This window comes from Clostridioides sp. ES-S-0048-02 (assembly GCF_020658495.1).
Lineage (GTDB): Bacteria > Bacillota > Clostridia > Peptostreptococcales > Peptostreptococcaceae > Clostridioides.
Genome location: NZ_JACVWH010000001.1, coordinates 338,980 through 351,063, shown reverse-complemented (window position 1 = coordinate 351,063; position 12,084 = coordinate 338,980). Strand labels below are relative to the sequence as shown.

Below are 12,084 nucleotides of genomic sequence, written 5' to 3'. Positions count from 1 at the left end.
CTATCTCCTTTTTATATTGACTCTCACATGGTGTTAGGGTTTACTCTAAAATTACAAATAACAAACCAAATAATTGGAGGTAATATTATGAAACAAATTTTAGTAAACCCTATAGGAAAAATACGTGTTCAAGGTGAAGAAATTTCTATCAAATTGGATAAAAAGTATATACCTGCATTAAAAGCACTTGATGAATTTAGTCATTTAAATGTAATCTGGTGGTTTGATGGATTTGATGATGTTGAAGCAAGAAGTATCTTAGAAACTCCAAAGCCTTATAAAAAAGCACCTGATGTTATGGGAATATTTGCGACAAGGTCACCTATTAGACCTAACCCAATAGCATTAACTACTGTACAAATTATTAGCATCGACCATGAGCATGGTATAATAAGAATTCCATATATCGATGCTAATGATAATAGCCCTGTTATCGACTTAAAACCATATACTCCAAGTATTGATAGAGTTGAAAATCCCTCAGTCCCTGAATGGTGTAGTCATTGGCCTAAATGTGTAGAAAAATCAGGGGAATTTGATTGGGAAAATGAATTTGAATTTTAATTTATTTTAGATAGAGTATTAAATTAAAGGTAGAGTATTAAATTAAAAAATTCTAATTTAATACTCTACCTTATTATATTTTAATTATATAAAATATTCGTTGTATTTCATTTTCTTGAATTATATAATTGATTTTATCCACTTTCATATTGGCAAATTATCTTGTATACTTAATATAAATAATTATAAAGGAGAATACTCATGACAATATTTAGTCTACAAGCAGCAAATTTATTTGGATGGATAGCTATTTATAGCCCCTTAAACATCTTCTTTTTTACTAATTCTATAATTCCACTCTTTCTCCTAATCTTAAAATACTACAACCATTAAACAAACTTAAAAATAATATCTATCAATGTTTTAAGTATGTTAAACTAGTAAATGTAGCTACTTCTGTGTTACAATTTTATATAAATATTGTATATAGCAATAATAGGATAATAGATACTAGTTAGTGTTATATTTCTAATATCAGTTATTTTTCAGTTACAGATTTAATAATAATTAATAATGAGAAATAATATTTTTCTACCTTTTATTAATTGTATGTTTACTGTTATCTGTTATTATCATTAATAATAAATTTAAGGGGGCTTATATTATGAAGTTATATTTAAGTGCCGATATAGAAGGTACTTGTGGCATTGTAAATTGGGATGAAACAAAGCTTGAATGTGAATTTTCACAACACTATAGAACACAAATGAGCAAAGAAATAGCAGCTGCATGTAATGGAGCTACTCAGTCTGGTATGCATGAAATACTTGTTAAAGATGCACATGATAGTGGTAGAAATATTAATCCAGATATTTTACCTGAAAATGTCAAAATCCTTAGAGGATGGACTAAAGACCCACTAGTTATGATGGCTGGTATTGATAAAAGTTTTGATGCATGTGTATTTACTGGCTATCATTCTGGAGCTACTTGTAATGGGAATCCACTTTCTCATACTATGGATATTGACTATGACTATTTTAAAATAAATGATGAAATAGCATCTGAATTTACTATAAATGCTTATGCTGCTGCATACTATAATGTTCCTGTAGCATTTTTAAGTGGAGATGAAATGCTTTGTGAAAGTGCAAAAAAACTAAACCCAAATATAATCACTGTTCCTGTTTCAAAGGGAATTGGAAGTGGCTCAATTTCAATCCACCCAAATCTTGCACTAAAAAAAATAGAAGAAGGTGTTCAAGAATCTTTATCTGGAAATTTATCTAGACACTTAATAAAATTACCAAACAAATTTAAAATTGAAATAAAGTTTAGAGAACATTACAAGGCTTTTAAAGCTTCTTTTTACCCAAGTATGAAAAAAATAGATTCTCAAACAATACTATTTGAAACAGAAGATTATTATGAATTTTTAAGAATGTTGTTATTTATATAAATTTCATGTTATACATAAGGAGTTGATTAAGATAAGTAATAAAAGAAGGATTCCTTTAGGCGAATTTATTTCTGTATTTTTATTTTTTGCTGTTTTTTTTGGTATAACTTTTTGTATTTTCACTGTTATAGGAATTGGCTTCTTATCATTCTTAGGTTTTGAATATAAATCTCTTGGGTCTGTACTAATTTTCTTTTTAATATATTTTTGTATAACTACCCCAATTGATTTTCTATGCACTACCATTTTAGATATATTTAGATATGTAAACAAATTGCCGTATTCAATTTATAAATTTTGCGAATTTATAATTGATTTTATACTGACTTTTTTAGCTATGAACATAATTGATACATTTATGGATTCAATAATGATTCCTTTAAGTACAGAAATTTTATTTGCCTTACTTTCTTATCTCTTATCTGAATGCATGGATTTTTTTGATAAAGATAAGAAAAAATCTTAATAAAAAGATAGATTACTTAATAGACAATTTATATATCCCTATTATCTAATCTATCTTTATTTGTGTAATCTTTTATATTTAAAATATAGTTTCTTCTATTTCTTTAGTCATCTTTATAGCATCATCAAAAAATTTATCTATATGCACCACTTCATCACTCAATCTTGAATACTCTGCTGCAAATGCCATTACATGACTTTCTATAGCATCTTTTGCTGCTGCTCTTCCTTTTTCTAAGTCTTTATTTAAAACTAATTTAATAAATTCAGTTATGAGATTTCTATCATATTCTTCTACCATATCTTTCTTATTTGATGGATTTATAACTACTTCTTCATTTTTTCCAAATTCTTTAATTCTTATCTCATTTTTATTTAAATCTCCACCAACTTCTCCCTGACTAAACATCATCTTTATAGTTCTTCCATTTTCTTTAGTAAATGCACATAAATTAAAAGTAGCAGTTACTCCATTTTCAAATTGTAATATATTTACCATGTTATCTACTACATTATTATCACATCTGTAAACACATCTTCCATATGGACTTGTCTCAAGTATCTTTAAAAGATTCTCTTTTGTAGGATTTATATGCACAGCTCTATTTATATTTCTGTCATTTTCTAGGTAAATTTGTTTTGCAGAATATGGACATTTCTTTTCTACCAAACATTGAAGGCAATTCTGTGCCATTTCTCCCCCAGCATTTTCATTATTAAGATGCTTTAAACTTCCAAATGCAGAGATTTTTTTACATCTACTACCTACCAAATATAATAGAATATCCATATCATGACAACTCTTCGCCAAAATCAAAGGGCTTGTCTCATTACTATTTCTCCAATTCCCTCTAGTAAAACTATGAGCAAAATGCCAATAGCCTATATTCTCATTATATTGTATACTAACTAATTCTCCTAATTTTTTACTTTCTACAATTTCTCTTAATTTATTGTAAAATGGAGAATATCTAAGTACATGACAAATCATAAAAATCTTATCTTTATACTTCTCACATAGGTCATTTATATGTACTAATCCATCTAAACTATTAGACATTGGTTTTTCCAATAATATATGATAACCTTTTTGAAGAGCTAAACTTGCTACATCATAATGTCTATCATCATTTGTAGCTATTATGACTGCATCTGCCATTTTATCCTGTTTAAAGAATTCTTCTAGACTTTCAAATACATTTTTGCTATTTAAGTTATACTTCTGTGCAAATAATTCACGTCTTCCTTTTTTTGGCTCTGCTACAGCAACTATCTCACATGTATCAGAATTTTCATAAATATATGGAGCATATGCATATGTACCTCTATTACCTGCTCCAACCACAGCAACTTTTACTTTTTCCATACTTTAAATTTTCCCCTTTATATTATTCTACTACTTTATTATATTCTATTTTTAAATATATTTGGATATTTTTGATAAAAGAAACAGCAGTTATAGTTTTTTACTTTTAACTGCTGTTTTAACTTAATATGCTATTCTTTTTTAGAATCATATTATTTATTTTTAATGTAAATTTTAATACCATTTTTATTTATTTTGCTTGTCAATTTCTTTTTCTAGCTTGTCTAATTTTTTATTGTATAAAAACATATAAAATGCTGCTGAAAAGACTATTACATATCCTACAACACTTAGCATATCTGGATAAACATTAAACAAGAATATACTCAAGATTGCTGAAAATATTATATTACTATAGTCAAATATAGAAATTTCTTTGGCTGGCGCATACTTATATGCTAAAGTTATACCAAATTGACCTAAACTTGCAAATACTCCACCTAGTAATAAATATACAAGTTGCATAAGAGTCATTGGTTCATACACTGCAAAAGCTATTGGTCCTACAGTAACTAATGAAAAAACTGAAAAGAAAAACACAATTGTATAATAATCTTCTCTATCTCCAAGAATTCTTAAACAAGTATATGCCATTGCTGCAAATACAGCTCCTGCAACTCCTCCTAGATATGGAATTACTTCAACACTAAATGTTGGTTTTATTATAAATAAAGCTCCTATAAATGCAATTATAATTGCCCCTATCTGTTTTATGTTTATTTTTTCTTTTAGAATAATTGCACAAAATATAACTACGAGAAAAGGACTCATTTTATTTAGCATATTAGCATCTGAAAGCATCAACTTATCAATTGCATAATAGTTAAATATAACCCCTAAAGTTCCAAAAATTGACCTATATAAAAGAACCTTCATATTTTCTTTTTTACCTGTTAAACTTCCTTTATGTTTTATGATTAGCCAAAACGCTATTATAGCCGATACCAAGTTTCTAAAAAATACTTTTTGAAAACTTGGTAAATCGCCTGCCAGTTTTACAAATGCAGACATCATTGCAAAACCAAGAGCTGATGCTATTATAAACATTATACCTTTTATTCGATTTGATTTGATTGTACTACTCATATTTACCTCTTTTCTATACAAATACATAAACCTATATTTAAAAACTACTTAAAAAACTAAAATTTCTAAATTAAATAATAATTATCTAAATATTCCAATTTATACTATAATTAAAAGTATAAATTATGTCAAGTAACTAATAAATCTTTTCAATTAATAACAATAATAATTATAAGTAAAAAGTTATATCTTTTTATAGATTATTTGCCAAATATATAATATAATTTTATATAGTATAGACTTTTTTTAATTTATTATTTAGATTTTTAGTGGATTTTTTAATTATGGAGGTATTTAAAATATGGAAATAAAAAGATATGAAGGAACTGGAAGAATGAGTAGAGCTGTAGTTTACAACAATACAGTTTATTTATGTGGACAAACTCATGCTGAAGGAGGAGTAGTTGAGCAAACTACTGAAGTTTTAAATAAAATAGAAGATTTATTAAACAAATATGGTTCAGACAAACAACATTTACTATCTGTTACCATTTATTTAAGAGATATGAAGGACTTTGAAGCTATGAACTCTGTATGGGATGCTTGGGTTGAAAAAGGATTTGAACCTGCTAGAGCTTGTGTTGAAGCTAGACTTGCTAGAGAACACTTATTAGTTGAAATGAGTGTTGTTGCTGCTACAAAATAATTGTTTTAAATTTAATAAGCAAATATAATTACTTTAACCTATAAGGAGATATAGTATTGATTAATACTACATCTCCTTATTATTTAATTCATCAATTTAATTGTTTTCTATTGGCAATATCAACCTAGATGGATATTTTCCTCCATGATAAATTGTATTTTTTGCTTTTATATACTCAATACTATTATAACTATCTTCAGTGTTACTATTTTGGAATATAAAGTTTTTCGCACTAGATGTTATATCTAACCTAATTCTATGCCCAGTTTTAAATGTATTTGATATTTTTGAAGTTGTTATTGTAAACTTATAAATTTCTCCTTCTTCCATAAATTCTGACTTGTAAAAACTATTTCTGAATCTAGCACTTAGTATACCATCAGCTAATTTAATTGAGTTTCCATCTAAATCCACATCCATAATTTTTATAACCCAATCAGTATCTTTTGCCGAACTTGATGCAAAAAATTCCAACTTTATATCACCTGTTATAGTAAATTCTTCACTAAAAGCATCTGATGTGTAGCACAACATATCACTTCTTTTCTCCAAATCTTTATAATTATTTGGAACTCCCACTTCATTTTCTGACATATCAATCAACTGTATTGAAGGGTCTTTTGGATTATATATGTAACTATCATAATTTTCTTTTGAACATTCTTCAAAAGATAGTTTTCCATCCCCTAAAGATGTATTAGCATTTCCACCACTTATTAAATAGATACTTTTATCTATTTTATTTGCTATTGGCCAATTATCTGCCATCTTCCATTCATTCGAACCTACTGAATAATACTCTATTGGAGCAGTCTTATCTATATCATTTTCTACTCCTTTTAAGTATTTATCAAACCATAATAGATAGTTATAGTCTACATCATACCTCAATGAATTATCTCCAAAAGGAATATCATTTATATCCCTTATCGTGTTTGAATTATGCATCCATGGACCTAATATAGCCTTTCTCTTTCCTCTTTCATAATTTTTTATTACATCCAAAGCTTCTGTAGTACCCATACCATTATCATCATACCATCCAGATATGACTAATGCAGGCACATTTATTTTATCTTTTTTTAGATGCCAATCCATCCTATCCCAATATTCATCCTTTTCTACTCTTTTTATCCACTCTTCTAAAAATTCTATTCTATATCCAAGTGCTTCAATAGGTATATTTTGTATCGGTCTTATATTTAAAACATCATCCCAGTCATCTCTTAGCATTTTACTTCTATCGACTTTATTTCTTGATACCATAAATGCCCATGCAAGCATTCCAGATACAAAAGCTCCACCTTTTCTTGGTATGTCAATAAAAGGACTACCTGCTGTAACTATACTAATTAAAGCTTTTAGGTGTTTGTTTCCTGAAGATGCAGCTGCCCATTGAACATAACCAAGATATGAGGCTCCCATCATTCCAACAACTTCATTTGACCAGTCTTGTGCTACTATCCAATTTATAGTACTATCTCCATCTTCTCTTTCATAAATCATAGGCTCCCACTTACCTTCTGATTCATTTCTTCCCCTGACATCTTGTATTACAACAGCATATCCCCTTTGTACATACTTATAATATATTTCTTTGTCATTTTCTTTTCCATATGGAGTTCTCATAAGAATTGTAGGTACTTTTTTAGTAGAGTCTTCAAACTTAGGAAGATATACATCTGTAGAAAGTTTTATTCCATCTTTCATATCAATCATATAATTTCCATCAAATTTTATAGGATATATCGCTTCATTTTTATGTGTTTTATTCCACTCTTTTAATATCGTATAATCCTCATATTCATCCATAATTAGTATAGTACAAGTTTCCCTGGACAAGCATATAAAACCAACTATTTTATTATCCAAAACAATTACATCTAAAGGAAATTTTTTATTTCTTTGAACCCAGATATAGTCATTAAACTTAGAATATGTTTCTCCTAACTCATTTACAACCATACTTTTATCTGTGTTTATTAAGCTATTACTATAAACATTAAAGTTTTCAAATAAGAAGTTTAAATCTATTTTTGTAAGATTTAAATAATATATTCCTTCATCTTTATTCATAGGTTTTATTTCTTCTATTTCATTTGTAAAAGGATTTAATTTTTCAATAAGTAATGTTTCATCAAATACTACATTACCACTATACAAACCAGATATATATAACTTAAACTTTTTCAATAAAATTCACCTCCTAGAGACCAAGAACCATTTTTATTGCATATGCCACCGATATACCTGCATAATTTCCTAATACTCCACCAATTACCCCCATCACTACAGCTACACTTACAAGCGAATTCCATTTTGCTGAAGCGGCTACTAAAGCTGACGTTGGACCATCAGCAATTGCTCCAACTATAGAAAGTATTACATATTGATACTTTATCTTTAACATTCTAGTTACAAATAGATGGAAGACAAATGAAGCAAAGATTATGCTAAAGCAATAAAATGTTATAGTAAAAGTTGAACCTAAAAATTCTTTTATATCTACTGAAAATCCTATTGTACATAAAAAGAATAATGCAACAAACAATCCTAAATCTAAATTCCCCTTTAATTTTTTTACTGGTTTTAATTGAGCAATTATAATTGAAATTGTTGTAACTAAAAGAATTCTTGCTGCACTGCTAAAGCTTGAACTAAAATATCCTGAAAGAATTGTTGCAACCTCTGTAACAACAAAGCCTATAGCCAGCATCCAAGCGATATCTTTTATGCTCCACTCTTTTGATTCCATAAATTCTTCATTCTGACAATCTTCTAACTCTGATTCTTCTAAATGATATGGCCAAAACTTTTGAAACTTCTTAGAATTTTTTAATATTGCTGGAAGTGCAAACATAAATATTAATGTTGGAACTCCAATTACATAATCAGCTGCATTCGCTGCTGCTAGAGTTTGTCTACTTACATTAAGACCTGTTCCAATAGCTGTAAGATTAGCACTTCCTCCAGTATATGTACCTACAAACATCCCTGCAACTTTCCATCCTTCTGATATTTCACCTGCAAATACCAATCCAAATAAAAACGCCATTATACTTACTGTCAATACTGCCACAAAAATTGCTATTAAAGGCTCTCTTGATAGCTTTGTCATTTCTTTTAAATCAACACTCATCAACATTATAGTCATAGAAACTGGTATAGCATATGTAGAAATAGTTCCATACAATTCTGTACTTACTGGAACTACCTTTAAATTTGAAAGTATTATTCCCATTATGATTATTGTAAGTGCTGGTCCTAAACTCTTAGTTACTTTATATTTTTGTAAGTAAAATCCAAATGCAACCATAGCTGTCATTATTGCAAGTATACTACCTGTACTTGAAAAAAGTGTATTCATATTTAACCCCCTAATTTCATCATAAGTTTACTTCTATTCCTAAACCTGGTTTGTCGATAAGATTCATAATATCTCCATCCATTTCAAATCCTCCAGATATACTTTCTAACTCTTCACAAAACATAAAACTATCAAGGTCAGCTTCTGTTATATTCTTCTTAGATGCTATTAAATTTGCTGCTGCTGTTATACCAATCCTTGTCTCAAGCATACATCCTAACATACAATTAACCCCACTTGCTTCAGCTATATTATTGATTTTTATTGCAGGGTAAATTCCACCAGATTTCATTAACTTGATATTAAATGTATCAACTGCATTTTTCTTTATAGCTTTAATTGCATCTATTGGTGAATGTAATGACTCATCTATCATAATCTTAGTATTACTCTTATTTCTTATGTAAGCAGTTCCATCTAAATCCCAATGTGGAAGTGCTTGTTCAATCGCATCAACGCCAAATTCTTCTAGTTTTTTGATAGTATTTATGCTACTATTTACATTCCAGCCTTGATTTGCATCTATTCTAATTCTTATATTATCTCCAACAGCTTCTCTAATTAATTTTACAGCTTCAATATCTTCTTCAGGTCTTATTCCAGCTTTAAGTTTCAATATTCTAAAACCTTCTCTAACTCTTCCCAGTGCTTCTTCTGCCATTTTCTCTGGTTTATCTATACCTATAGTTACATCTGTTTGAATTTTGTTATCATATCCTCCAAGAACTTTATAAAGAGGTACATTCATAATTTTACCTTTAAGGTCATACAAAGCTATATCAATTGCTGCTTTGGCAGAAGTATTACCTATTATGATTCCATCCATAATTGTATGTATAGTTTCAATATCTAATGGGTCTTTACCTATAAGTTCCTTTTTAAACATGATTAATATAGAAATTACAGTATCTAAAACTTCACCTGTAACTGCTGCAAGAGGAGCAGCTTCTCCAAATCCACAGTAACCTTCATCAGTCTCAATTTTTAAGATTATGCTCTCTCCATATTCAATTGTTCCAAACGAAACTACAACAGGCTTTCTTAATTTGATTCTTAATTTTTCAAATTTAATATCTGTTATTTTCATGTTAACCTCCTCATTTTTGAAGTAATAATTTAATTTTTTTATTTTTATACTTCAAATTATATTATTACTTCAATACATCTGTCAATATAATTTACTGAAAATTTAATTTTTTCTAAAATATCCTACAATAATACCTTTAAAATTAATAATCCTATATTAAATTTTTCTGCATTATATTGATTCATCAACAAATTATTTTTATAAGATTTTATTTGCACCTCACTAATTGCTAATTCTTAAAATCTTCCATTCATCTTTCTTGCTACTACTTCTATGTTATGCTATAATTACTTTGTTTTAATCGAATATTTTGTATAAATTTTATTATTTGGAGGTTCTTATGCTAGGGGAAAAGATGAGAAATATAAGAAAAAACAAGAAAAAAACACTAAGTGATGTTTCCAAATTGACAGACTTATCTATAAGTTATATATCTCAAATCGAAAGAGATGCTATTGAACCATCCCTGTCTTCATTAAGAAAAATCGCTGAAGTTTTAGATACTCCTTTATATATGTTTATGGATGATAATAACACGGATGATTTAGTCATCAGAAAAGAAGATAGAGTTATGATGAAGTTTCCAAAAAGTGAAATGTTTTATGAGATAGTATCTCCAATGCCAACAGCTGATTTTGCACCTTCAATCTTATTTTTAGAATTTGAACTTAAACCAGAAAGTGAAGATACTAAAGACTATATCTCTCATGCATCAGAAGAAGTGGTTGTATTGACAAGTGGTATAGTTGATATTTGTATAGGTGAAAATATAGTAAGATTAAATCCTGGGGATTCAACATTTATAAAAGCTAATACTCCTCATAAAATTATCAATCCAAGTAAAGATAAACCAGCTCGTGGATATGGTGTTATATCACCTCCCATTTGGCCAATAAAGTCCAAGTAAATATCTACAATACAATTGTTTAATATGTAAAATGTTTTAATACATAAAACCAAAACGTAAGCTCTTTTAAAATTAATGTATTTACTCAAATAAAAATAGCTATTTGACTAATTCAAACCATTTTAATAATGGCAAATAGTAAATAGCTATTTCTAAATTGTACTTTAAATTGTAACAAAAATTAATATTAATTAAATTTAAATTAAACCGCTATATCGTTTAATACTTTGGCTTTAACAACTCTTATATTTTTCATACTTTTATATATATCTTGAATCTTATCTTCTTGTTCTTTCAATAATCTATGAGCTTCATATATATCTACAAACTCAAACTTTACTACATCATTTGGCTTTGATTGTGCTAACTTACACAAATCTACACTTATAACATTTCCTATTTTAGTATAACCACCACTAGTTTGTCTATCTGATAACATTATGATAGGTTTCCCGTGTCCAGGTACTTGTATAGCTCCATAAGAAATACCATCAGATATAATATCTGCTCCATTAATATGCTTTATACTATCTCCTTCTAATCTACAACCCATTCTATCTATTTCATTTGTAACTTTATATTCATTTAATAGAAATTTTTCTACTTCCTCTTTAGAAAAAGCATCAAATTGAGGTCCTTTTACAATTCTTAGTACTATTTCTGAACTATAATTTGGAATGTATTTTGAATTTAATTTTTTGTTTATTGTAAAATCTTTTTCTTGAGCAAAAGTATTTATATAATCACCTTTTTTAAGTGCTCTACCTTCAAATCCACCAATCTTAGCTCTTGTATAAGTTGATTTACTTCCCATTGCAAGTGGAACATCTATTCCACCAGCTATTGATACATATGCCCTAGCCCCTGAGTTTACACCTCTAAATGATAATATGTCACCAGGATTTATTTGATATGACCTCCAATTTTGAATCTCTTTTCCATTTATTCTAGCTCCTAAATCTCCACCAGTTACTGCTATTTGTGTATATTCATCAAAGGTAATTGTAGGACCTAACATTAGAACCTCCAAAGAAGCTTCATCTTCAGAGTTTCCAACTAATATATTTCCCACTCTATGTGCATATTCGTCCATTGCTCCACACCCAGATACACCATATTGTCCATATCCAACTCTACCTCTGTCTTGTATTAATGTTTGGAAACCTCCTAATTCTACTTTAAATCCCATATATACCA

At 28.3% G+C, this 12,084-nt stretch carries 11 protein-coding genes; 5 read left to right on the top strand and 6 right to left on the bottom strand.

The features are described from left to right. Positions 1-87: 87 nt before the first annotated feature. From IC173_RS01670 to IC173_RS01660, 3 genes are all read left to right on the top strand, one after another. On the top strand, positions 88-564 hold the full coding sequence (locus tag IC173_RS01670; protein ID WP_227482276.1) for an SAM-dependent methyltransferase: 477 nt from the start codon (positions 88-90) through the stop codon (positions 562-564). Positions 565-1,168: 604 nt separating this feature from the next. Next, positions 1,169-1,963: a M55 family metallopeptidase gene (locus tag IC173_RS01665; protein WP_227855077.1), complete on the top strand. Its 795-nt coding sequence runs from the start codon at positions 1,169-1,171 to the stop codon at positions 1,961-1,963. A 22-nt stretch (positions 1,964-1,985) separates the two neighbouring features. Continuing rightward, complete coding sequence (locus IC173_RS01660; protein ID WP_227434299.1) at positions 1,986-2,429, top strand: regulatory YrvL family protein; 444 nt, start codon at positions 1,986-1,988, stop codon at positions 2,427-2,429. Between the two features lie 78 nt (positions 2,430-2,507). Here the strand turns inward: IC173_RS01660 and IC173_RS01655 are convergent, their stop codons facing one another. Continuing rightward, entirely contained in the window at positions 2,508-3,794 is a 1,287-nt protein-coding gene (locus IC173_RS01655; RefSeq protein ID WP_227434298.1) for a Gfo/Idh/MocA family protein, read from the bottom strand. 186 nt (positions 3,795-3,980) lie between these two features. Beyond that, the gene (locus tag IC173_RS01650) at positions 3,981-4,880 is read right to left on the bottom strand and encodes a DMT family transporter (RefSeq protein WP_227482274.1); all 900 of its coding nucleotides are present in this window, start codon (positions 4,878-4,880) and stop codon (positions 3,981-3,983) included. 301 nt (positions 4,881-5,181) lie between these two features. Between IC173_RS01650 and IC173_RS01645 the strand changes: the two genes are divergently transcribed. Further along, complete coding sequence (locus IC173_RS01645) at positions 5,182-5,526, top strand: RidA family protein (RefSeq protein ID WP_227855076.1); 345 nt, start codon at positions 5,182-5,184, stop codon at positions 5,524-5,526. Between the two features lie 96 nt (positions 5,527-5,622). Here the strand turns inward: IC173_RS01645 and IC173_RS01640 are convergent, their stop codons facing one another. From IC173_RS01640 to IC173_RS01630, 3 genes are read right to left on the bottom strand one after another with little or no spacing between them, the layout of a single operon-like run. Beyond that, positions 5,623-7,719, bottom strand: coding sequence for a CocE/NonD family hydrolase (locus tag IC173_RS01640; RefSeq protein WP_227823691.1), 2,097 nt, complete (start codon positions 7,717-7,719; stop codon positions 5,623-5,625). Between the two features lie 13 nt (positions 7,720-7,732). Beyond that, positions 7,733-8,893, bottom strand: coding sequence for a DUF819 domain-containing protein (locus IC173_RS01635; RefSeq protein ID WP_227434294.1), 1,161 nt, complete (start codon positions 8,891-8,893; stop codon positions 7,733-7,735). Positions 8,894-8,912: 19 nt separating this feature from the next. After that, a complete protein-coding gene (locus IC173_RS01630; protein ID WP_227434293.1) occupies positions 8,913-9,980 on the bottom strand; it encodes a mandelate racemase/muconate lactonizing enzyme family protein in 1,068 nt (355 codons plus the stop codon). Between the two features lie 340 nt (positions 9,981-10,320). On the opposite strand from IC173_RS01630, the gene IC173_RS01625 reads away from it, so the two are divergent. Beyond that, on the top strand, positions 10,321-10,887 hold the full coding sequence (locus IC173_RS01625; protein WP_227434292.1) for a helix-turn-helix domain-containing protein: 567 nt from the start codon (positions 10,321-10,323) through the stop codon (positions 10,885-10,887). A 202-nt stretch (positions 10,888-11,089) separates the two neighbouring features. Here IC173_RS01625 and IC173_RS01620 read toward each other — a convergent pair whose 3' ends face one another. Beyond that, a complete protein-coding gene (locus tag IC173_RS01620) occupies positions 11,090-12,076 on the bottom strand; it encodes a biotin-dependent carboxyltransferase family protein (RefSeq protein WP_227482271.1) in 987 nt (328 codons plus the stop codon). Positions 12,077-12,084 lie beyond the last annotated feature (8 nt).

What these genes read in the sequence shown, in the direction of transcription:
- IC173_RS01670 (WP_227482276.1), top strand. Translation starts at nt 88, where the DNA reads ATGAAACAAATTTTAGTAAACCCTATAGGAAAAATACGTGTTCAAGGT.
- IC173_RS01665 (WP_227855077.1), top strand. Translation starts at nt 1,169, where the DNA reads ATGAAGTTATATTTAAGTGCCGATATAGAAGGTACTTGTGGCATTGTA.
- IC173_RS01655 (WP_227434298.1), bottom strand. Translation starts at nt 3,794, where the DNA reads ATGGAAAAAGTAAAAGTTGCTGTGGTTGGAGCAGGTAATAGAGGTACA.
- IC173_RS01650 (WP_227482274.1), bottom strand. Translation starts at nt 4,880, where the DNA reads ATGAGTAGTACAATCAAATCAAATCGAATAAAAGGTATAATGTTTATA.
- IC173_RS01645 (WP_227855076.1), top strand. Translation starts at nt 5,182, where the DNA reads ATGGAAATAAAAAGATATGAAGGAACTGGAAGAATGAGTAGAGCTGTA.
- IC173_RS01635 (WP_227434294.1), bottom strand. Translation starts at nt 8,893, where the DNA reads ATGAATACACTTTTTTCAAGTACAGGTAGTATACTTGCAATAATGACA.
- IC173_RS01630 (WP_227434293.1), bottom strand. Translation starts at nt 9,980, where the DNA reads ATGAAAATAACAGATATTAAATTTGAAAAATTAAGAATCAAATTAAGA.
- IC173_RS01625 (WP_227434292.1), top strand. Translation starts at nt 10,321, where the DNA reads ATGCTAGGGGAAAAGATGAGAAATATAAGAAAAAACAAGAAAAAAACA.
- IC173_RS01620 (WP_227482271.1), bottom strand. Translation starts at nt 12,076, where the DNA reads ATGGGATTTAAAGTAGAATTAGGAGGTTTCCAAACATTAATACAAGAC.